Origin of the sequence: Chthonobacter albigriseus, from assembly GCF_013839445.1 — a bacterium.
In the GTDB taxonomy this organism is placed as follows: domain Bacteria; phylum Pseudomonadota; class Alphaproteobacteria; order Rhizobiales; family Pleomorphomonadaceae; genus Chthonobacter; species Chthonobacter albigriseus.
Genome location: NZ_JACDIT010000006.1, coordinates 1 through 22,044, shown reverse-complemented (window position 1 = coordinate 22,044; position 22,044 = coordinate 1). Strand labels below are relative to the sequence as shown.

The 22,044-nt window shown below is 61.1% G+C and carries 19 protein-coding genes and 1 pseudogene; 6 read left to right on the top strand and 14 right to left on the bottom strand.

The window, feature by feature from the left end:
* Positions 1–31: 31 nt before the first annotated feature.
* The 3 genes from HZ321_RS15515 to HZ321_RS15505 form a co-directional block, all read right to left on the bottom strand.
* A complete protein-coding gene (locus tag HZ321_RS15515; RefSeq protein ID WP_181703308.1) occupies positions 32–2,656 on the bottom strand; it encodes an SIR2 family protein in 2,625 nt (874 codons plus the stop codon).
* Positions 2,656–4,827: a hypothetical protein gene (locus HZ321_RS15510; RefSeq protein ID WP_181703307.1), complete on the bottom strand. Its 2,172-nt coding sequence runs from the start codon at positions 4,825–4,827 to the stop codon at positions 2,656–2,658. The genes HZ321_RS15515 and HZ321_RS15510 overlap by 1 nt, the downstream gene beginning before the upstream one ends.
* A 639-nt stretch (positions 4,828–5,466) precedes the next feature.
* Entirely contained in the window at positions 5,467–5,964 is a 498-nt protein-coding gene (locus tag HZ321_RS15505; RefSeq protein ID WP_181703306.1) for a hypothetical protein, read from the bottom strand.
* 108 nt (positions 5,965–6,072) lie between these two features.
* On the opposite strand from HZ321_RS15505, the gene HZ321_RS15500 reads away from it, so the two are divergent.
* A complete protein-coding gene (locus HZ321_RS15500; protein ID WP_181703305.1) occupies positions 6,073–6,759 on the top strand; it encodes a hypothetical protein in 687 nt (228 codons plus the stop codon).
* Positions 6,760–6,892: 133 nt separating this feature from the next.
* Here HZ321_RS15500 and HZ321_RS15495 read toward each other — a convergent pair.
* Positions 6,893–7,030 (bottom strand): annotated as a pseudogene (locus tag HZ321_RS15495) (HTH domain-containing protein); the annotation flags it as partial.
* Positions 7,031–7,143: 113 nt separating this feature from the next.
* On the opposite strand from HZ321_RS15495, the gene HZ321_RS15490 reads away from it, so the two are divergent.
* Together HZ321_RS15490 and HZ321_RS21850 are read left to right on the top strand one after the other, a co-directional pair.
* On the top strand, positions 7,144–7,380 hold the full coding sequence (locus HZ321_RS15490; protein ID WP_181703304.1) for a VOC family protein: 237 nt from the start codon (positions 7,144–7,146) through the stop codon (positions 7,378–7,380).
* Between the two features lie 55 nt (positions 7,381–7,435).
* Positions 7,436–7,558, top strand: coding sequence for a hypothetical protein (locus HZ321_RS21850; protein WP_280514503.1), 123 nt, complete (start codon positions 7,436–7,438; stop codon positions 7,556–7,558).
* A 105-nt stretch (positions 7,559–7,663) separates the two neighbouring features.
* Here HZ321_RS21850 and HZ321_RS15485 read toward each other — a convergent pair whose 3' ends face one another.
* The 5 genes from HZ321_RS15485 to HZ321_RS15465 form a co-directional block, all read right to left on the bottom strand.
* Positions 7,664–8,689: a branched-chain amino acid ABC transporter permease gene (locus HZ321_RS15485; RefSeq protein ID WP_181703303.1), complete on the bottom strand. Its 1,026-nt coding sequence runs from the start codon at positions 8,687–8,689 to the stop codon at positions 7,664–7,666.
* Position 8,690: 1 nt separating this feature from the next.
* Positions 8,691–9,554, bottom strand: coding sequence for an ABC transporter permease subunit (locus HZ321_RS15480; RefSeq protein WP_181703302.1), 864 nt, complete (start codon positions 9,552–9,554; stop codon positions 8,691–8,693).
* Positions 9,555–9,599: 45 nt separating this feature from the next.
* The gene (locus HZ321_RS15475; RefSeq protein WP_181703301.1) at positions 9,600–10,259 is read right to left on the bottom strand and encodes an ABC transporter ATP-binding protein; all 660 of its coding nucleotides are present in this window, start codon (positions 10,257–10,259) and stop codon (positions 9,600–9,602) included.
* Positions 10,249–11,016: an ABC transporter ATP-binding protein gene (locus tag HZ321_RS15470; RefSeq protein ID WP_181703300.1), complete on the bottom strand. Its 768-nt coding sequence runs from the start codon at positions 11,014–11,016 to the stop codon at positions 10,249–10,251. Before HZ321_RS15470 ends, HZ321_RS15475 begins: the two co-directional genes overlap by 11 nt.
* 79 nt (positions 11,017–11,095) lie before the next feature.
* Entirely contained in the window at positions 11,096–12,319 is a 1,224-nt protein-coding gene (locus tag HZ321_RS15465) for an ABC transporter substrate-binding protein (protein ID WP_181703299.1), read from the bottom strand.
* 246 nt (positions 12,320–12,565) lie between these two features.
* Here HZ321_RS15465 and speB point away from each other — a divergent pair, with 246 nt between their 5' ends.
* On the top strand, positions 12,566–13,543 hold the full coding sequence (gene speB / locus HZ321_RS15460) for an agmatinase (RefSeq protein WP_181703298.1): 978 nt from the start codon (positions 12,566–12,568) through the stop codon (positions 13,541–13,543).
* A 34-nt stretch (positions 13,544–13,577) separates the two neighbouring features.
* Here the strand turns inward: speB and HZ321_RS15455 are convergent, their stop codons facing one another.
* A complete protein-coding gene (locus HZ321_RS15455) occupies positions 13,578–14,363 on the bottom strand; it encodes a carbon-nitrogen hydrolase family protein (protein ID WP_181703297.1) in 786 nt (261 codons plus the stop codon).
* Between the two features lie 110 nt (positions 14,364–14,473).
* On the opposite strand from HZ321_RS15455, the gene HZ321_RS21695 reads away from it, so the two are divergent.
* Both HZ321_RS21695 and HZ321_RS15445 read left to right on the top strand, forming a co-directional pair.
* Positions 14,474–15,580, top strand: a complete 1,107-nt coding sequence (locus HZ321_RS21695) for a helix-turn-helix transcriptional regulator (protein ID WP_244635912.1) — start codon at positions 14,474–14,476, stop codon at positions 15,578–15,580.
* A gap of 213 nt (positions 15,581–15,793) precedes the next feature.
* Positions 15,794–16,351 carry a dihydrofolate reductase family protein gene (locus HZ321_RS15445; RefSeq protein WP_181703296.1) on the top strand — a complete coding sequence of 186 codons (558 nt, stop codon included), beginning with the start codon at positions 15,794–15,796 and terminating at the stop codon, positions 16,349–16,351.
* 285 nt (positions 16,352–16,636) lie between these two features.
* On the opposite strand, the gene HZ321_RS15440 is transcribed toward HZ321_RS15445, so the two are convergent.
* The 4 genes from HZ321_RS15440 to HZ321_RS15425 all read right to left on the bottom strand — a co-directional run bounded on the left by HZ321_RS15440 (position 16,637) and on the right by HZ321_RS15425 (position 21,808).
* Positions 16,637–18,787 carry a putative bifunctional diguanylate cyclase/phosphodiesterase gene (locus HZ321_RS15440; RefSeq protein ID WP_181703295.1) on the bottom strand — a complete coding sequence of 717 codons (2,151 nt, stop codon included), beginning with the start codon at positions 18,785–18,787 and terminating at the stop codon, positions 16,637–16,639.
* Positions 18,788–18,936: 149 nt separating this feature from the next.
* The gene (locus tag HZ321_RS15435; RefSeq protein WP_181703294.1) at positions 18,937–19,203 is read right to left on the bottom strand and encodes a DUF4242 domain-containing protein; all 267 of its coding nucleotides are present in this window, start codon (positions 19,201–19,203) and stop codon (positions 18,937–18,939) included.
* 69 nt (positions 19,204–19,272) lie between these two features.
* Positions 19,273–19,947 (bottom strand): HAD family hydrolase, encoded by a 675-nt coding sequence (locus tag HZ321_RS15430; RefSeq protein WP_181703293.1) that lies wholly within the window; start codon positions 19,945–19,947, stop codon positions 19,273–19,275.
* 76 nt (positions 19,948–20,023) lie between these two features.
* Positions 20,024–21,808, bottom strand: a complete 1,785-nt coding sequence (locus HZ321_RS15425) for a thiamine pyrophosphate-binding protein (protein WP_181703292.1) — start codon at positions 21,806–21,808, stop codon at positions 20,024–20,026.
* Positions 21,809–22,044: the final 236 nt, after the last annotated feature.

Here is a 22,044-nt window from a genome sequence, read left to right as displayed (position 1 = left end):
TCTCGTGCAGACTAAGGTTGCTCAGAACTGTTCAGTTCTTCAACTCTCTGTTGACTCCGCTACTTGCCAAGTCGTGTGAGGTACTGGGCTCGCTCAGGTAAGCGAGCGGCGTTTCGACCCAGCTGGAAACGAGGACGAGATCCAGTGGCCAGTCCTTGCTATCAAAGCCGTACGCCGTGATCATTCGAAAGAAGGCTCGATGGGTCGGGCTGAACGCGTGCCCGCTGGAATCGCAAAGCCGATCCAGACCTCCGAGGCATAAAAAGATTCGGCCGACCTTCCCGCTTCTATATAGAGCTACGTATTTCTCCATAAGCGCCTTCAGAAGATCGAGGACATGGACGTGGACGACCGATATTTTGTCGTCACGTTTCAACACCCTGTGCGGATACTTCTGCGCAATTTCGTCGTTTTCGTCATCTACCTTAGCGATCGCGCCAGCCAGCATGGAACAAAGAGCTTGGATGACGGAGTTAAATTGTATGCTGAAGGCGGTAGAAGCGAAAAAGGCACTCTGATATTCGTTACTGGAGCTGTTTTTGGGGAATAATTGCTTGTGAATCAGAGGATTCTGGAGCATAGAGAGGAAAGTGCCGCGTCCGGCTCCCCGCGTCATGGCTAGGCGGAGTATACGTAATCCAAACGGACAAGGGTATGCGACAGCGGGGTTCGCAGCGGCTTGAGCCTGCTTTAGCATCTCGAAATCTGTAATTTCATTGACGGAGCGCTCCAGCACGACTGCTTGCCTGCTCCAAACCGGGTGAGGAACTTTTTCAGACTTTTCCTTAACGTTGAAAGTGGGTCGCGCAAAGCGGGGCAGAACACGCCAGTCACGCCACCATTCCTGCTGCCTTTTCTCGATGTGTTCGAGTTCATGCATCAAGGCGCGCGTCCGCATACGGCTGGAGATGGCGGCGATAAGGAGCCGGCCAAGTCGTCTTGTTTGTTGGATACGTTTTTGTTGGATGCGTTTGCGGACGTCGTCTTTATTCTTCCCGCCCGTCAGATCCTCCGAATGTCCGTAAATTTCTCTGCGCAATGCGTTAACTGCGTCTACCTCATATCTTCTTATAGGTAGCTGTTTGTATTCGACGCCAACATCGCCAGTCGCATTGTCACTCTTAACGATCTCATCTATTTTAGTCAGACTTTTACCGGCGCGTTCTAGCCACATCTTCCATTGGTCGACTTCGCCTGCTGAGAACGAAGACGCGTCATCCATTACCTCTTGAGCCGATTTGAACGCCCGCTGTATCTGCCGATAGCCCTTCATCCTCCTTCCGAAAAAGAGGGTGCTGACCCCGTACTTGATTTTGAGATCGATCGCCTTTTGAACATCGTCTCGAGAGTACTTTGTATCGCTATCTTCTGTATCGGCGACGCTTTCAATTAATACGTAGGTCTCGCGCGTTTCCGTGTCAGAATTCGGGTCTCGGGTCATGTAAAGTCGGAGCGCGCCGAGAACGTCGCTTTCCTCCATACCGACACCGACGAACAACACATCGTTCCCTGACAGTAGGATCTCCTGGCCGTCTCGAAAGATGCGACGCGAGATCCCGTCTTTCACGTAGAGCCTTTTATAGTCGTCCTCCGTCAGGATCATGCCCTCCGGGCGATCAGCGCGACCGTGGAGATGAAAGACGGATCGCTCTGCTCGCTTTGGATGCGCACTGAAGTTGATCAGGTCGGCAGCTGTTTCCTCGCACATTTCCACGCTGATGGACGGGGCAACACCAGGAGCGTGTTGCGTCTTACGTACTTTCGAGTTTCCGTGCTCACTTTCGCTCAATAGTCTACCGAAATCTTCTTTAGATGTGTCCTTTGCCTCGTGTGCGATTCGCCTCTCAATCTCAACATCATAATTCAATGTAACAAATCGCCGAAGTCCGAGATCCATGAGAGACTTGATAATGTCGCAGTCCGGGGCGCATCGAATTCCTTCGTCGACGTCCTCAAAGTGCTCCCTAAGGAACGACGTCTGATTGGGGGATACCGTTTCGCTCGACGTAATCAGGTGCGCTAGGAGGCGGACGAAGTCGAACGGGCTGTACGGAGGGATTTTCTTGAGATCGATTTTCACTTTGGCGCGCGTTAGCCGGTTCTGCGCGACTTTCTTGGGTGGCGATAGTATCTCACGTGCAATTTCCTTTCGGGCAGCCGCGGCAATTTCGGCGCTGGTCCCGCCCCCGGGCTTCTTGGCCAGGATCTTGAGCGTAGCTTCGCAGAGCGCGAGGAGATTGGGAATACGGCTACTCAGCCGAAACTCGTCTTCTGGGTCGAGTTTGAATACTACTGCAACCCGTTCTTTGATGTCCTTGTCAGAGGCCCCGAGGAGTTTGGCAAGGCTCTTCGCTTCGCCCGGCCAGTCATTCGGTTTGTGGTCGTCAATCTTCATTCGGACAGCCTCGATTGCGACGGCCGCGAGTTCCGCCCAAGTCGGCTGCCCATAGGCGATCGTCACGCCTGAGCCGATAAACCCGACGACCCGGCGCAGGCTAAGGGCTCGGTACAGAGCCATACGCCCGTGCCTTTCAATCGACTCGGCGGTCAACTCAGCTTTCTCGTAGGGATGAACATGCGTCCACATGGGTGATCGATCGCTTTTCGTAGGAACGGGTTTGGTGCAAATGGCCCCAAGCTCTTGAATGAGCTGCATCAGGACAATGTCTTCAACTCTCCCCGAATGGCGGAAAGCAGCTCGCCGGTTGCGACGTGCAGTTTCAGTTGATCGTCGGGCGGCAGTTCCGACAGTCCGAAATGGGTTGTCTCGGCGTCCGCACTGCTCATACGCAGGATTGCTTCAAGTGAGCGGGTCCCGTGCTTGAAACGGGGAACCCCGAGGAGGCCGTCCAGTACCGGTTCGTCTATGTCAGCGACCCCGTCTTGGTCGAAGACTTTCTTGAACTGCCGCGAGAGGAGGCTTCTTAGGATCAACGCCCGGCGGATCTGCCACGATCCGTCATCCATTTCGGCGTCGTCCGGGCGGTCGATACCGCGGATGTCGACGGAACCGCTCAAGCGGCTGATGAAATCCGGTGCCTTAGCGTCGCGTAGTTCCTTTTCTGTCTTGCTGTCTTCGAGTGGTGCCGTGAACTCGCGGTAAGACTTTGCTGTGCCACCGGCGAATATGAAGATCGCTCTGCCAATGGTGTGGTCCTGCGCCTCGTCGCGGAATGTTCCATCCTGCATGGGCGCGAGGAAGAGCTTGAGCCAGTTTCGACAGTTACCGTCGAACTCGTCGAAGAAGGCTAGAGGCATCTTTCCTGCGATCGCCTCGTCCCGAATGCGGTGGAGAGCCATCGTGAGGTCCCGCTGGCTCGACCATTGAGCGACGTTAAACTCGAAGATGGCAATATCCGGTTTCAACTGCTTCTTTGAGAAGGATCGTGCGATCTCCTTGACACCGAACGACTTACCAGACCCGGGGGCTCCGAAAACGGCGAGGGACAGGGGCGTCGCTTGCTGTCCGGCGATGTACTTGCGGATCAGATTGTCGACGTAACGGAAGGTTTCGACCTCGCGCCAGTCCGTGACCACCAGGCCACCAAAACGAGCCCGCAGATAGGGTCTAAGCGGACCCTCACCCTCTCGGACGACCCGCTTGGCGAGAGCCTGGATGTCGTGTCCAGTGGTTGCAGTCGCCCGATAGTGAGTCGGCCAAAGTGCCGTCACGGCTGCATCGGTTTGGTAGTTCCGGACAAAACGTGATCTGTCCGATTGGGGTCTGAAGCCTGCTGTTTCATTGGCCGGCGGGGGAATGGTGAGTTTTGGCTCAGGGCCGGACTCCACCACGTAGCCGTTCAGGCGGTACGATAGGGCGGCGTTCATACCAGCTTCAACGCACTGCGCCACGTCGAGATCGGGGCTGTTCAATTTACCGCGAAGTGCCGCCACGACGAGGCCAGCGGTAAAGGCAGACGTTTTTCCGGACATCTGGGCTCCCGAGCCAGCTTCCAGATCGTCTTCGATTGCAGACGGCTCGGCGATAAGTTGAACCTCGCCGTTCGAGAGAATGCCCGTGCCCTCAAGACCAAGACGCACAACGACGGTATGCTGTCCGCCGTTGGAAAGTTGACTGAAGGGTTCCTTCGTCGCGTATCGCGCGAGGTCCGCTGTCGTCCTTTCCCAGGATAGCCGGCGGCTGATGTCGTGCCCGTCATCGCGAAGATCGTAGCCGTTGACGACAACAATCCTGTTGGCGGCCGGATAGGAAGTGAAGCTTTGGAACAGGGGGCTTTCGGTCCGGAAGGGGCGGTTGATCTTCAGGACAGCGAGGAAACATGAATGGGCGCCAGGTTTTCGCAGCCAATCGGGCCACAATTCGGGATCGTCTCGGAAGCCGTTGCCCGCATCGTCAATCACTACGACATCAGGCTCTCTTCCGTCCGTATCCACCCCGCGAAGTGTCTTCTCAATTCCTTTATTGCTGGAGGGCGTGGCTGAGCGACTGAACCCCGCGAACTGCGAGGCGAACCAGCGGTTCTGAAGTTTTCCGTCAATGACGGTCTCTCTTCTCACGAGGTAGGCGAGCGACCTGATGATCTTTACGGGGGCATCAAATCGGTCCGGCAGTTCGAACTGCGGCGTGGATACCGCGATCGAAAGACCCGCTCGCTCGGCGCATGCTTTCAAGAGGTGGCCAAGAAGGAGAACACCGCCCCCCAATCTGTACCGCCGGAAACCGACCTCGCGATGCCAGTTTTCCTGACTGGTGGGGTTGGTAATCTGCTCGCGAACCTCCTCCTGAAAGCTATCAATTGCTGGGTCTCCCGCGACGGCGATCAGTGCCTGACAGTGTTCGGCTTTCCTCGCTTGCTCTTCGAACAAGGTTGCCCCCGAGTGTCTGTTGTTCTCTTTAGTTGCAGTCTAACGGTTGGGAAGCACGTTTGGAAGAACACTGTGTCCGTTGACAGGAAGTAACAAGGGCGACGCGAAGCTGAGGCGCGCCACTGAGATCAGCTTGATGGTGCGCGGGTACATCTGGTGACGTTGCAGTTGGCGCTGATATCTGGAGTAGGGCAGCCTCGCCCAAGGGCCGGGTCCCCGCCCGGTCACCGTCACACCCGTTCCTTCCAGTTCACCGGATTGGCCTGCGGTACATACCGCTCCGCGGCCCGTACTCGGTCGCGATATAGTACTCCAGTACACCCCGCTGAATGCCACCGAACTGCAGTGTAAGGTTGTAACGCTCCAATTTCTTGCTTGCCAAGGTTGGGGTCGTGGGTTCGAATCCCATCGCCCGCTCCAGTTTCCGATGACTACAAAGCCGCGGGAAACCGCGGCTTTTGTCGTTTTTGGGCCGAGCATCGAAGCTGCGATTCCGGATTGCGGGGGCGTCGGGTCATTGCCGGGTTTCAAGACGGACCCCAGCAGATGCAGATCAGGTCGAGATCCACGCCTCGTGACGTGCGACCAGCCTGAGTAGAAAGAGCTCGCAGCCTGGGAGCCTGAAGACCCGCTTACGTTCTACTGTACTCGGCGCCAGCGAATCTGATCTCCGGCGCCAACCAGGTCCGATCCGTCCATATACAGCTCTGCACTTATGCAGGCGCTGGTGCGACTCAAGTCAGACCAGTTGATCATGAGATATATCGTATTCCGCTGCGTTGCATGGGCGGCCCATTGACCATGGCCGCCGTTGTTCGAACAGGTGAAACCACCGCAGGTTTGATCCTGATACGAAAACAGACCATTCGCGTCGATCGTTCGATAACTCCGACTGACCGCGTCGTTGTTCGGACTTACGATCTCTATGTAATAGGTTCCGGCAATGCTCGCCATAAGCTGTGGATTGGCCGCCCGTTGCGTAGCTAACCAGTTCGCGGTCAGGTTCTGGTCAAAGTAGGCGGCGGTGTTTCCCGCGATCATCGGGCCATCCCGCGTTATATAGCACCCTTCTGGTGCTGGTTGCGCCAATGCTGGAGCAGCGGCAGCGATAAAGAGTGAGAAAACTGCTAGCCGCATGTCTTTCCCTCCTAATTTGATCGCCGTAGAAATTGAAGCGCTTCGCGAGTGCTACAATACAACGCACTGCTACATGGGCGATCGTATATCTGAAAGTGAGGGCGAGCAATGAAAGCTCTTCATGTGTTTGGCTCGCGGCAATTCTGGTCGCTCAGCAATCTGAACGCGATTGTCGGCGGCGTTCTGACCGTTGTCGCCGGTATTGCCTCTGTCATCTATGCTGACGATGCGCGGCGCCGAATTGATGCGGCAGACGAAGAATTGGCGATTCTCCGAGGTAGCATCCAAGCAATCGATCGCGCAGTTTCGGAGTATCAGCTCTTTGTCACAACCGGGGCGCTCATAACGGCTGTCGTTCATACGGACAGCCTTTCTCCGTCGTATCGACCGGAGTTCGTTCAGTTGATCGATACAAGCAGGCGTCAGCCGATCAGAGCTGTAGTTGCTGAAATTCAGGCATTTGTACCGAATCCCCCATTTTCCATCGCCAAGTTCGATGAGGTTGCATCAGCTGCGAGTCGGGGCAGTGAAGCGCTTAATGAACTCGTGAGATATGAATCAGACGTACTGACATTTGGGCGACGTCTTCAGACTGAGCTGATCAAGCAGACGGAAGATAAAGATAAACTGAAAGAGACTGCTTCCAGAGACAGGGACTATTACACATTCGTAGGTTTTGTCCTGCAGCAGATTGGGTTTGTCATTGTGCTACTGGGAAACATAGTCGTCCCGATCATCGGCGGTCACGATAGGGCGCTGAAGGTCGAGCGATTATCGCAAACCGGCGATCAATAGGACAATTCACCGACAAATCATCGCGCGGTCGTTTGGCTGTTGGACCTGGATCCAGGTGGATGCACCTAGTCTACGCAATAACCTGTGATGTCGTCGATCCGGTCTTCAAGCCAAACCTTCAAGCCCGCCGCTCGGCCCGCAGACTGTCGATGTCGCGATAGAGCGAGCGCAGCGACATGCCGGTTTCCTTGGCGAGACGGGCGGCCGTGATCGGCGCCGGCATGACCCGCATTGCCTGAAGAAGCTGAAAAAGCCTGTCTGCCCGGGCCATGATCCAACTGCCAGATACTGTCAGTTGGGATCACGTCTAACATCTGCATCAACCCGGACCAAGGAGCCGTCCATGACCATCGAGACCCCCGTTCTGCCGACGGCTTTCATGTCATGGCCTACGACGTGCCAGGCGCACGCCCCTGGTACCCGGGCGAAGATCCGGTCTTCGTTTCGGTACCCGGCGACGATGCTGGGACCCTGAAGGGCTACTGGGACAAGCTTTCCGAGGGCGGCACCGTGATCCGGCCGATCGGCCCCGCCGGCTTCTCCCCGCTTTACGGAATGCTGAAGGATGGCTTCGGAGTAACCTGGGTTCTCGATCTCCATTTTGCTCACCCCGCCACCTAGTCACGCAATCCAGAGCTGGGGTTGACTTCCCATTCGGTCTTTCACGGAGACCTAGATGTTCAACGTTCTTGGCCAGATCAACTGGCGGCCATTTCGCGCCATCGAAGCGGCCGCCACGGCGCGTGAAACCGATGGTGGCCCTGAACGGTCGCCCGCTCACCGCCTTGTCTTGACATAAGGCAGAGCGATCAGTGGAGATTCGCAGCTCGGGAGAAGGGATCGAAAGCAGTTCAAGCAGCGAACACGGCGGGCTTTGTCCCACCCGCCGTGGGGTGATCCCTTGCTAAGGACTGCAGCTTGGGTTCACTCCGGATCTGATCGTCGGCACATCGGCTTTGCCGATTTCAATGTTTTTCGCCGCGGCCGCCTTCTTCCGCCGGGTCAAGAGATCGGAGACCCCGTTCGGCAGGAGAATGACCACGAGAACGACGATCGCACCGAGGAACAAGAGCCGGTACTGCCCGGCCTCCCGCAGAAGCTCGTTGCCGACGGTCACCAGGAAGGCACCAAAGATGGCCCCTGGAAAACGCCCGAGGCCACCGATGCTGAGCATCACCATCACCATCAGGAAGAACTCGTTGCCGAGCACGCGCGGTGTCATAACCCCGACGTAGTGGGCATAGAGAGCCCCTCCGAAGCCGGTGACCGCCGCTGACAAGGTGAAGAGCTTCAGTTTGGTGCGATACTCATCGATCCCGAGCGACCGGGCGAAGGCTTCGGAGTCCCGCAGGGCGACGAAGGCCCGGCCCCAGCGCCCCTGGACCACCACGAAGTAGATGAGCCACACGCTGATCGCGGCCGCCGCGAGAGCGAGGTAGTACCAGCCGATCTTGTTGCTTGTGGTGAAGGCGAGATCGCCGATCCGGATCGGGGGAACGCCGACAAGACCGCTCGCACCGCCCGTACCCCAGGCTCGGCCCTTCTCGAGAAGGGTCGGGAGGGCGAGGTGCACGGCGAAGGTGAAGAGGGCCACATACTCGCCGCGCAGCCTGAGGCACGGCAGCGCGATGAGGAGTCCGAATGCTCCGGCGATCACCGCCGCGAGCGGCACGGCTAGAACCGGCGGCATCCCGGTCCCGATCGCGAGCATGCCGGAGGCGTAGCCGCCGACTGCGAAGATGGCCAGCTGGGCGAAGTTGAAGATGCCCGCGTAACCCATCACGAGGTCCCAGGCCGAGACCACGATCACCCAGATGAAGCAGAGCACCATCACGTGGAGGATGTAGCTGTCGCCGATCAGGGGCGCCGCGATGGCGAAGGCCGTGACGGCCGCCAGAAAGCCCAAACGGGCAGTGGTTTCGCCGGTCATGTCAGTCTCCCCAGGATCCGAGCAGCCCACGCGGGCGGACCATCAGGACGGTCAGGAGCACAAGGAACCAGATCGGCATCGTCCAAGACGCGCTGAGTTCGGCGACGACCACCGCCTCGACGAGACCGAGGATGAAAGCCGCGTAGAGCACGCCCTGGGTGCTGCCGAGGCCGCCGAACACCACGATCACGAAGGCCTTCAGGAACGGCGCCCAGCCGCCGAGAGGCGAGATCAGGTAGACCGGCGACAGCAGCACCGCCGCGACGCCGGCCAATACCGCAGAGATCCCGAAGCTCGCTGCATAGACCCGGCCGACCCGGATACCCACCATCTCCGCGCCGGTCATGTCCTGCGAGACGGCCCGCATTGCCCGACCGAAGGCGGAATGCGTCAGGAACACCTGAAGCGCGGCCACGACCAGCACTGCAAGGACCAGCGTGACGGCGCTCTGCCGCGAGATGACCACCGGGCCGAGCGCAAGCGTTCCCTCCACGAGCGGCGCCAGTGTGATGCTGGTCGGACCGAAAAGGACGAGGTTCAGATTGTCCAGGACGAAGGCGAAGCCGAGGGTGGCCATCATCGTGGCGGTCTTCCAGTTGGCGTGCGGCCGGAGCGGCCGGATCACCAGCCGTTCCACCCCTACCCCGAACAGGAAGAGCACAGGTACCAGCACTAGGAGCGCCACGCCGACGGGAAGCGTGAGCCAGCCTGCCGTCAGCAGCCAGGCGAGGTAGGCCGCCGTCATGTACATCGAACCGTGTGCGAAGTTGAGGATCCGCGACGTGCCGTAGACGAGCGACAGCCCCAGCGCGAACACGCAGTAGACCGCGCCCTGCGACAGGCCGCTGACAAGGATTTCAAGCACTTGTTGCATCGGCCCGCCTGGTCGGAAGATGGTGGATCCTATCGGTCATGCGTGGGCAAGGGCGGCGATCCGCCCTTCCTCGATCTCGTGGACCGCGTGGACCCGGTCGGCGATGAGCGCCAGGCTCTGCTCGACCAGGAGGATGGTGATGCCTCGGGCGTTGATGGCCTGGATCGTGTCCAGCATGGTCGCGGTCAGCCCCGGCGCGAGACCGAGCGACGGTTCGTCGATCGCCATGAACGCCGCCTCCGACATCAGCCCCCGGCCGAGCGCGAGCATCTGCGCCTCGCCGCCACTGAGCGTTCCGGCGAGTTGACGCTCGCGCTCCTTGAGACGCGGGTAGAGGCTGTAGACCTGATCGAGATTCCGCGCCGCGGCCTTCCGCGCCCGCGGCAGATAAGCTCCCAGCATCAGGTTCTCGCGGACCGTCATCTGCGCAAAGAGATGCCGCACCTCGGCGACGTAGACGATGCCCCGGGCGACGAGATCGGGTGCGCTGAGCCCGTTGATCCGTTCGCCGCGGTAGGTCATGGACCCCGCGCGCACGGGAACGAGCCCGCAGATCGCTTTGAGCAGCGTGCTCTTGCCGTGTCCGTTCGCGCCGATCACACCGGCGAGCTGCCCCTCCTCAACCGTGAGGGAGACCCCGTGGAGAACGTGGAAATCGCCGTAGAAGACGTGAAGGTCGCGAATCTCAAGCGACATAGCTTCTACCGAGATAGAGGTCGATGATCTCCGGATCCGCCAGGATCTCGGCGGGCGGACCGAGCCGGACCAGCCTCCCGAAGTTCAGGATCATGATGCGGTCGGAGAGGCGGGCGAGCGCACGCACCTTGTGCTCCACCAGCACGATCGAGAGCGCCAGCGTCCGATGCAGGGTCGCGATCAGCTCGGCGAGCGTCTCGATCTCCTCTTCGTTCAGTCCCGCCAGCGGTTCGTCCATGAAGAGGACTTTCGGCCCGGTTGCCAGGGCTGCGGCCAACATGATGCGTTTGCGCGTGATGAGGTCGACGTCGGCGGACGAATGATCGCCAAGCCCGTCCAGGCCGGTGACGCGCATCAACTCCTCGACCGAGAGGCGGCTGCCGGAACCGGGTCGCCACCCGAAGGTCGCACCGACCTCCACGTTCTGGCGCACCGTAAGCGATGAGAACACTTGGGGGATCTGGAACATGCGGGCGACGCCGGCGTGGCAGAAGCGATGCGGCGGCCGGCCCGAGAGGACGGCTCCCTCCACGAGGACGTCACCCGCGTCCGACTTCTGGTGGCCGGTACAGACCGCCAGCAGCGTGCTCTTGCCGGCACCGTTCGGACCGGCGACGCCGAGGATCTCGCCTTTGCGGACAGTGAAGCTGAGGTCGCTAAGCGCCTGGATCGGACCGTAGTGCTTGGATACGGCGCGGACCTCCAGGAGATCGGAAGGCGCTCCGTCGCCGGGGTATCCGTCGGCTCTTGCCAGCATGGCGCCGGGTCTCCCGTCATTCGGATAGGCAGGATGAAAGCCGCCCGGAGCCTGCCTGAAAGGCCCCGGGCGGGATCGGTCAGGGAGCGATCCAGGCAGGAACCTTGAAGTCGCCCACCTTCTGGCTGCCGACCTTCAACTGCACGTGGCGACCATCCTGCGCCTGGATGAGGTGGGACGGAAGCGTGTCGTCGGCGACGGGGACATACTGCTCCTCGTTGAAGCGGTAGACGCCGGTGACGCCCTCGTAGGCAAGCCCGCGGATCGCCTCGTTGATGGCGGCATAGTCGTCGACCGAACCGACCTTCTCCACGGCGGCGGCCCAGAGCATCAACTCGTCGTAGATCGCCGCGCCGATGCTGAACGGAGGCTTGGCCCCGTGCTTCTTCTCCCAGGCTGCGACGAAGGCTTCGCCCTTTGCCCCGGGAAGCTGCGCCGACACGGTCATGCCGAGGACGCCGTTTGCGCCGCCGCCCGCCACGATCTCCTGAAAGGCCGGCGTGCTGAAAATGTAGCCGGCATAGAGCAGGGACGTCTTCGGGGGATCGACCAGGAACTGGTCGACGAACGAGCTGACGCCGGCGGTGTCCAGCAGCTCGAAGAAGACCAGGCCAGGCTCCTCGGCTTTGATCTGGGAGAGGACGCCCGACCACTGACGGTTGTCGTAAGGCACCTCCTCGTCGATCACCACCTCCCAGCCGGCGGCCTCGGCCGCTTCCCGGATGCCTTGCGCCGAGTTCAGTTCCCAGTCGTAGGGGCCGTGGACGATGGCGACGGTCTTCGACGGGAAGGCGTAGCCGAGGTCGAGGATCTGCTGGAACGTGGCCTTCGCATAGGCGCTGTCCACGTCGGATCCCATGAAGATGTTGCCGCATTCCATCTGGTTGCGGAGCGGCACCACGTTCGAGGTCGCGTTGTTGTTGATATAGGGGACCGGGTAGGCGCAGAAGGCCGGGATGTCCGGACCCATGCCGCCGTATCCATTGATCAGCACGGCGGCATTGTTCCGCGAGACGAGGTTGGTGCCCGCGGCCTCCAACTTGTCGGGGGTGAGGTCGCCGATGTCGAACTCGACGAGCTTGAGCGGCCGGCCGAGGAGGCCGCCCCGGCCATTGATCTCCTCGACGGCGAGGTCCAGGCCCATCTTCATGGCGATCCCGTCGCTGGCGAAGGGTCCGGTGACCGGAATGGGCGCTCCGACCACGATCGGCTCCTGCGCCGTCGCCGGGCCTGATCCCGCAAAGCCGGCGAGCATCAGAAGGACCGCGGATCCTCCGCGCAGAACGTCTTTCCTCGTCAACATGGCTTCCACCCTCCAGGTCTTGTCGTCGGGACGATCCGTTGCAGCCGCCCTTGTGTTTCCGGCTGAACGGCGGCAGCCGGGCCCTGACAGTTCTTCTTGGCTTGGGGCGATGTTCGGCGCCGGAACCGCCGTGGGCAATGGTGACCGCAGGCACCATTGGAGTCGGCGGCGGTCCGCGACAGTCTGGGCCCATTCGACGGCGGGCGTCCGGGTGAGGGCGCCGGTTGACCGCGAGGAACAGATCAGATGTCCGATACCGTGACCTTCAGCGAAAACGCCTTCGCCGGGCTTCTCCACGCCGGAACCGGCGGCACCTTCATGCGTCTGCCGCGGCTGGCGGCGAGCGCGTCAGCGCTCTCTCAGGCCGGAGTGACCGCAGCCTTCCTGGGCTTTCCCTGGGACGCCATGTGCATCAGTCGGACCGGCACGAACTACGGCCCGCGCGCCATCCGCGAAGCGTCGGACCAGTTCAGCTTTTTCAACGCCAACCACGGGATCGACCTCAACGACCACTACCGCTTCGCCGACGTTGGCGATGTCCCGGTCGTCCCCGGTTCGGCCGTCACGACGATGAACCGGGCGGAAGCAATTGTCTCGGAGGTCCTCTCCGGCGGGGCGATGCCTGTCACGGTCGGCGGCGACCATTCCATCACAATCGCCTGCGTCCGTGCCTTCCGGAAGCGCTACGCCAATCCTGGCCTCATCCTGGTCGACAGCCACTTCGACACCGCGCTGGATGTCGGTGGCGAGGACCTCAGCCACTGCTGCCCGATCACGCGGGCGGTGGACGCCGGATTTGATCCACGGAAGATCGTGATCGTCGGCACCAACGGCTGGATGAACCCGAAGTCGGAACTCGACTACATCCGGGAGAAGGGGATCACGCTCATTCCGCTCGAAGCGATCTTGGAGCGCGGACCTGTCGCGGTCGCCCGTGAAGCCACGGCCATTGCCGGTGCCGGCACCGACAGCGTCTATCTCACCTTCGATATCGATTCCATCGACGGCGCCTACGCGCCCGGTACGGGTGTGCCCGCGCCCGGTGGCATGACCTCGCGCGAGGCCATCGCCCTCATCCGCGAGATCGGGAAGGTCGGTCTCGGCGGCATGGATCTCGTCGAGGTTTCTCCGCCCTACGACCACGACGGCATCACCAGCCGCCTCGCCGTCCAGCTGATCCTGGAGGCCCTGACCGGCAACGCCGGCGCAGTCCGGCGCGGCTGATCGCAACCGGAAACCCGGAGCGCGCGCGCCGTCCTCACCGGGCGGCGCGTGCGTCGAGCTTGAGGTCCCGATGCTGCGTGCTGAGCATGGGATGAGCGGCTGGGGCTCGGATCGCTTCCGTTCTGCAGGCCAGGAACACCTCACCGGACGCGCCGGCCCGGGCGATGTCCCGGCCGTCGAAGCCGATGATGCCGCTGAGCCCCGTGTAGGCGAGGTCTCCCTCCGCGCCGGCAAGGTTGGCGTAGACGACCGGGACCCCATTCTCCAACGCCCGCGCGCGCACCAGCGTGGTCGGCACGTCGATGAAGGGTGTCATGTTGGCGGTCGGGACGCAGATCAGCTCGGCGCCGGCACGCTTCAGCGACCGGGCGATTTCCGGGAACTCGATGTCGTAGCAGATCGCAAGCCCGACCTTCAGGCCGGCGAGAGTGACGACCTCGGTCCGGTCGCCCGGCGTAAAGATCGTCGGCTCGATGTCTCCGAAGAGCTGGATCTTCCGGTATCGGCCGGCGAGGCTCCCGTCACGGTCGATGGCGACCGACGTGTTGTAGACGTCGTATCCGTCGCGCTCCGGAAGTCCGAACACGAGGGCCGTCCGCGTCTCCCGGGCAATCGCCCGGGCGGCGGCCACGGAAGGCCCATCGAGGGGCTCGGCGAGGCCGGCGAGCCGGTCGCCGAGGTTGTACCCGGTCAGGAAGAGCTCCGGCATGACCAGGACGTCGGCTCCGCACTGCGAGGCGAGGAACGCCGTCCGTCGCAGGGTGGCGAGGTTGGCGGTCTTGTCAGCCGCGACGGGAAGACATTGGAGAAGGGCTGGCATTGATTGACTCCCGCGCGGCATGGATCATGGGCTTGAAGACGCCAACACGAACCGTCGACCTCTGGCAAGGTGACCGAAGTCACCGGGAGGTCGGCCTTGCGGAGACGGTGATGACCGCGCCGAAGCACGGCTTCCGGACCGAGGAGATCGAACCGGCCCATGCCGCGCCGGACCAGCAGATCTATGCCGAGATCGCCGACGTGCTGGAAAGCGCCGGCCGCACGGGGTTCTACGACGTGCTGTCCCGCTTCGTCGCGCGGGCGACAGGATGCGACCAGCGCCTCGTGATGCGCTACGCCGCCTACGAACGGCCGGCGTTCCTCGTCAACGGCTTTATGACCCCGGAGGCAGTGGACCTCTACCTCGGCGGTCTTCATCGCCTGGATCCGCTTCAGGAGATCGCGCGCCGCAACCGCGAGCCTGTCGTCGTCAACCTTCGCTCGCTCCAGCCCGACGATCAGATCGAGGAGCAGTATCTCGCCGAGATCTTCAAGATCGCCTTCATCTTCGACGAACTCGCCTTCATGCTGCCCTCGCATGGCGGTATCACGGTCGCGATCTGTTGCGAGAAGTGCGTCGAGCCCTTCACCGAAGCCGACCGCGAGAATGCCCGCGCCATGCTGCCGCTGATCGCAGCGTTGCACCGCCAGCATGTGGACGCCGTCTTCGCCGCGGCCCTCAGGCGGCTCGGGCAGACGGACGCAAGCGGCATTCCGGGTGCTGTGCTCATCCAGGATTGCACCGGCCGAACCGTTTTCGCCAACGAGGCCTGGCGCGAGCATGCCGGATCGAAGGACCTGGAAAGGGCTCTGTCCCTGGCCCGAAGCGACGAAGCTGCGCATGTCACGCTCGACGACGAGCACGTCCTCCATCGGGATGCACTCGGTGAGGAATTCTCGATCGCCCCTGGCGGCACCCTCTGGATGATCGAGCGCCGATCAGACGGTCCAATTCGTGTGTCGGCCACCGACGCCGTGGAAGCCTTCTGCCGCCGCCACGACCTGACTCCTCGCGAGGCCGAGATCGTCAAGCTGATCCTGCTCGGTTTTCCCAACAGCAAAATTGCCGAGCGGCTCGGGGTCTCGGCCGGCACGGTAAAGAACCATCGCTGGAGGCTCTACTACAAGCTGGACATCACCACCGAACGCGAACTGTTCCACCAGTTCCTGACGGCTCTTCTGTCTATGGACACCGGGAAGGAGACACCTCTGGCCTAAGCGGGTTGGTGCTATCATCCAGTATCTTTCCGAAGAGCGGATTTGGCGGGAAGACGAGACGATGCGCATGGAGCCGGGTAGGGTGAGGGCCCTGGCGTTGAGGTGCGGGATGGACAGCGATGAGGCAGGAGACGGCCGGTCCGACCCCTCGGGAGTTGAACATCAACCGAGAGCCCCAGGTCTTTTGGGACGCATGGTTTTAAGGCTTGTCGCATGGGACTTTTGACCTTCAGCCTCAACGTCACCCTGGACGGCTGCGTCGACCACGAGGAGGGGATCGCGGACGACGAAACGCATGCGTTCTTCACGCGCCTTATGGACGAGCGCGGCGCGATGCTGTGGGGCCGCATCACCTACGAGATGATGGAGAGCTTCTGGCCGGCGGTTGCTCGCGGCGAGGTGGAAGCGGCGCCGGCGGTACGGGAATGGGCGGTCAAGCTTGACGCCAAACCGAAATTCGTCGTGTCGTCGACACGAACGGACTTCCCATGGGCCAACAGCCACAACATCGGCAGCGACCTGCGAACAAGCGTCCAGAAGCTCAAGGACGCCACGCCCGCCGGCGTGCTCCTCGGTAGCGGCAAACTGGCGGCTGAGTTGGACCGGCTGGATCTGATCGACGAATACCAACTCCTGGTCCATCCCAGGATCGCGGGCCACGGCCCGACCCTGTATCAGAGCGGGCTGCACAGGGCGCGACGGCTCGAACTGGTCTCGGCGAAGCCGCTCCGCAGCGGCGCGGTCGCTATGCATTATCGCCGTGAGCGCTGACGCGGAGCAACCTCAACGCCCCCTGTTCGGGAGCCTGCGGCGAAGGCGGGTCTACGAATACCTGACTCCGCGTGGATCAGGGCTGGGGTCGGACAAACCTCCTGTCGGCTGTACCGTGCGACAGGTCGAACCAGGGGAGGGTCTCGAAACCGGCTCGATGCCACCTCGTCCCATCCTACAGCGCATCTGGCTGCGGCGCCGGAGGTACGACTGCGGTACCATGGCTGGTCGCGCATAACGGTGCAGGTCAGCATGGGGGGAGCAGCGTAGCGAACCAAACCAAGGTCAACGAGACAGCTTGGCCACTCGGGCTTGGGAGCGACCCGTCTTCCGCGCGTCACTCTCCACCAGAACGCGTGCCTGATCGGCGGGAACCGGCCTGCTGAACAGATAGCCTTGACCGAACTCACATCCTCGACCAGCCAGTTTGGCTCGTGCCACCTCGTTCTCGATACCCTCGGCTACGACTGCAATCCCGAGGCTTTCAGCAAGACCGAGGACGGCATCGACGATTTTCTCGCTTTCCGGGTTGTCCGCCATCGTCATGATGAACGATCGATCGATCTTGAGGCGGTCGAACTTGAGCTCCCGCAGATGGTTCAAGCTGGAGTATCCGGTCCCGAAATCATCCAGCGCAACGCTTATCCCAAGCCCCCTGAACTCGCTCAGGACATGTCGAGCGCGGTCGACATCTCCCATCAGAGCCGTTTCGGTCACCTCGATCTCAAGCCTTGAAGGAGGGAAGTTCTCACGGGTGAGAACGGCTAAGATGCGTGTCGGGAGGAATGGATCCTGCAGTTGGAGCGGTGAGATGTTGAGGGACAGCTCCACATCCCAATCTCGGGTGTCCTGGCAAGCACGCGACAGCATCCGGGTCGCAAGCTCATCGGCAAGCCCAAGTTGCTCTATCACCGGAATGAACAGATCAGGGGACACAGATCCCCGTGCCTCGTCGTTCCAGCGGGCGAGAATTTCGAACCCTTTGATGTGGCCGGATCGGAGGTCCAGGAGCGGCTGGTAATAGGGCTCGATCGCACCGGAGAGGAGACCCGCGCGGACATCCTCCTCGAGCTTTGCCCTGGTTTTCCGCTCCTCGTCCATCAGAGGTTCGAAGTTGCGGTAGGTGTTCCGACCACCCTGCTTGGCGCGGTACATGGCAACGTCCGCCGCGCGGAGCACCTCGTCTGCATCCGCTCCGTCGGTGCTGCAGAGGGCGATCCCAACGCTCGCACCGATCTCCACCGCAATGTCTCCCACAGATATGGGTGTTCGCGACGAAGCGATAATCTGCTCGGCGAAACCCTTTGCAGTCTCCAGAATGTCCGACCGTGATCCTGGCCGGCACAGGATTGCAAACTCGTCCCCGCCAAGACGCGCCACCATGTCGTCCGGACCAGCCAGGCGGAGGAGCCGTCTTGATACTTCACAAAGCACCTGGTCGCCCGCAGCGTGACCATAGGTGTCGTTGACCGGCTTGAAGCGATCGAGGTCGATCAAGAGCACGTAGGAACCGGTGTCCGTGCCATCCGGGTCACCGATGGCAGAGGTGAGCGCGGCAGAGAAGGTGCGGCGGTTGGGTAGACCGGTGAGCGCGTCATGCCTGGCCAATTCCTCGGCCGCTCGTTGAGCCTCGACGACGGCCTGATGGGCAAGTTCCAGAGCAGCCGCGTTCGCGCTGAAGACGCCAAAGGCACGAGCAAGAACTCCGATTTCGTCGTGGCGGTCGATGGCCGGAACGCCGGCACTCCGGTCACCGGACGCAAGACGCGCCAATGCCGATGTCATCTCGCCGAGCGGACCGGTCACCCGCCGCTGCACGAAAACCAGCAATCCCGTTGCCAGCAAACCGATTGCGAGAGAGATGATTCCAACAGATATCAGAATGATGTCGCTGATTTCGTCCGCGCCTCGAGCGTCTTTGCCTGCAAGTTCGTGATTTTCCCTGACCAGCCGATCAACCGCGATTTTCGTGTCAATGTAGAGCGCATGCAATTCGCTCCCGTCCTGGGCCGGTCCATCGTCTTCTCCAGCAAAATCGGCAACGACCCACTGCCGGTTCGCTCGCCTGTATTCATGGAATGCGACGAGAAATGCATGTACCTCCTCATTGGGTTTCTCACTGTTAAGCATGTAGGAGTATTCATCCAGCAGGTCCCGGACCCTTATGGTGCTTTCCATGATCCGCTGCTGCGCCTCAACCCGGCTATCCCGGTCGGGCGCCAAAGCGCGCGAAACTTCCGCCATTCGGAATTCGGATACGGCGCTGCTGATGGCGCCAAGCAATTGCGTCCCATTCAGCCATTTGCCTTCAAGCGCCTCGATCTTCTGATCGACGATGCGGACGCCGCTCACAGTGGCAACGCCCATGATGATCAGCAGGAAGACGAATGCCGACATGCACCAGTTGATGGCCGATTGGATCTTCAGGTCACCCATTCCTCACATCCCGACACGCGCCCCCTTGTGTGAGCGTTACATAAAACGATTAACCGCCAGTATGAGTCGAGCCAACGCCGCGGTGCCGGACGGGCGTCGACCCGTCCAGCGACCGGTACAATCCTGATTGAATTCTGAGTCTTCAGCTTTTAGGGGGGTGTCAGGTCCATCGCCACAACTACGCGGTCGTATGGGATCTGAGCCTCGTCGTTCAGGCGCTTGACGTCTTCAGGACTTTCGGCCTCGAAAAGACACATACACCGCCCGTCTTCCGGCGCGAACGTCGACCGAATGTACCTCATAGGGGTGCCCTCGGCGCGAAAATCATTCGCTTTGCGTATGGCTGCTTGCTGTGCCTCAGCTAGGGCGCTCATCTCAATGCCCTTGAGATTGCGCTCGACCATGTAAACGGTCATCTGGTCCTCCCGCGATGACCCACCGCGCACCGAGCTTATCACAGCCTGCGTCGGCCGTAGCCTGCGCAGCTAAACTCTGCCGCCCACCTCATCCAAGTGCTTGAGCAAATCGGCAGGATCCTCGAACACCCGGTATGCGCCTGCGCGCTCCAGTTCATCGGATCCATAACCGCCGCAGAGGAGACCGACACCGAGCGCGCGGCACCGCTGAGCTGCAAGCATGTCCCATATGCTGTCGCCGACCACGATGGCGGTCTCGATTCTGACCCCGAGCCGCTCGGCCGCAGCCAGAAACAGATCGGGATCAGGCTTCGCATACTTGACCAGGTCGCGCGTGATGACCGGCGTGTTCTCGGGGTCAAGGCCAAGCGCGATGAGATTCTGCGCCGCGGTTTCCATTCGGCCGCTCGTGGCGATGGCCCAACGGAGGCCGTACTCGTCAAGCGTCTTGAGGAGTTCTACGGCGCCGGGCAGGGGGTGAATGCGATGAGCTAGTCGCTGATAGGCTTGGGCGTGTAGCCTTCGAAGCCGATCGTTGCGCTCGTCGTCGAGCGTCAGACCCGTTTCGCGGAGCAACTGGTTCGTAAACAATCCGCCGCTCATCCCGATCTTACGGTGGATCCGCCAGACCGAGAGCGAGATGCCCTCCTCCTCGAGCGCTTCCTGCCAGGCAAGGACATGCTGGTAGACGCTGTCGACGAGAGTTCCATCCAGATCAAAAAGGAAAGTGGTTTCCTGTCGCATGACTGGATCTCCTCCGCGTTCAGGCTGTCGGGCGCTCACATAACCGGAGCGCCCCACGTCCAACTAACAGAAATCATTACTTCGGCTCTTTGCGAAGATCGGCAGAAACCTTCCACTCGCGAAGCTTGTATACCGTACCGGGTCGTGGCCGCGCCGTATCCGACCCTTCTCTCATCCGCCGCTTGAAGCTATGGATTGGAGTGGCGAGATCATCAATCCTGATCTCGACGACCGACGGGCCGTCGTGTGCAAATGCTCGGTCGAGAGCGGCGCCAATCTCGTCGGGCTTCTCGACATAGATTCCGAGCAAACCCAGACCACTTGCTGCCTGGGCGAAATTCGGCTGGCAGCTTTGATTTTCCAGCATGGCCGATTGGACATTCTTGAAGAAGATTTCCTGCCAAAGCTGTATCCAGCCGAGCCGACCGTTATTGAGGACGATATTGACGATTTTCTGATTGTTCTGGACTTGGGTTGCGAGCTCCCCGATCGTGTAGGAAAAGCCCCCATCTCCCGCCACGGTAATTATCCGTGTGCCGGGGCGCGTTGCAGCGGCACCGATTGCCGCGGGCGTCGAGTACCCGAGCCCGCCCTGCCCTCGTGCGTACAGAAAGTGCCGCCCGGCCTTGCGCGCAGGGAGGTAGTTGGCGATCCAGCCGGCGGAAAAGCTGGCGTCCGAGACGACGATGTCGTCCGGCTCCACCCTCTTGGCGAGCTCTGCCATTGCTCGGGGAGGATTAACCGGAATGCGTTCGCTGGCGATCTCCTCGGCTTTTTGCGCTTCGCCCTCAGCTTTGACTGTCGCGATCCGATCCAGCCATTCCGGGTGATCCTGCTGCTCAAGCACATCGTTGAGCATAGTCAGCGCTTCCTTGACATCGCCAAAGAGGCAAACGGTGGGTAGGAATGTCCGGCCATGTTCGTTCGGATCAGCGTCGATCGTGATTGTGGCCTGCTCAGGCAGCGGAAGGGTCCAGTTCATCGCGGTATTCTGGCTAGCCTTGGATCCGCACCAGATCACGAGATCCGCTTCCTTGATGAGCTCGATCGCCGCATAGGAACCGAGCGGATTGAGAGCACCTGCCGCGTAGGGCAGCGTTTCCGGAACAGAGCCCCGCCCCGTTAGGCTGGTGACGACCAGGCCACCAAGTCGATCTGCAAAACTGACGGCTTCCGTGACGGCGTCGGCCCCGTGCACACCGCCTCCATAGACGATCGCCGGTCGGCGTGCGGAACGGATCAAGTCGGCTGCCTGATCCACTGCGGAGCGGGTTGGTGCGGATCGAATGAACGGGGCGCGGCAGGCTCGGTGGTCGACAGCAACCTTGATGGAGGACTCGTCCCATTCGGCATCGAAGATGTCATGTGGGATGATCAATGCGACCGGACCCGGCCGCGGTGCCGTAGCAACGCGGAACGCGGTCCGGATCAGATCGGGAAGAGCTTCAACCGAGGGGACGAGCCACGCATCCTTGGAAAAGGTCTTGAAGAAGGACAGTTGGTCGAAACCCTGCGAGGCGATGCCTTTCTCCTTCAGCGAAAGCCAGTCTAGCGGTAGTTCGCCCACGATCCCGATCATCGGGATCGAGGCGTTCAAGGCTTCGAGGAACCCGGCTGGGAGCAGGTTGGCACCCGGGCCGACCGTGACGTCGCAGACTCCCGGCTTTCCGGTCAGTCGAGCATAGGCATCGGCAGCATAGGCAGCGTTGCGTTCGTCTCGCATCAACACGTGACGGATCCGATCCGTCCGACGAGAGATGCCGTCGTGAAGCGCGGTAGTCTGGCCGCCCGGCATTCCAAAAACCAGCTCGACGCCATATTGCGCCAGCATTTCTGCAACGAGGTCTCCGATGTGCGGCATAGTACAACTCGCTTCTTGAGATTAGGTCGCTGACTGGAAGCTGCGAGCGACGTTGGGTTTTCAGCAGCTACTCGACTGCTGGAGCAGCTTTGAAAGGTGTGGGCAGGGCGCGGCACGAAGGTCCGCGCCCTGCTCGCGTCACCATGGGAGAGCTGGTGACGTTATTGCTTGGCGTCGGCCCAGCTCTTCACGAGCTCGTCGTAGTTGACGGTGATGGGCTTTTCCTTTTCGTTCTC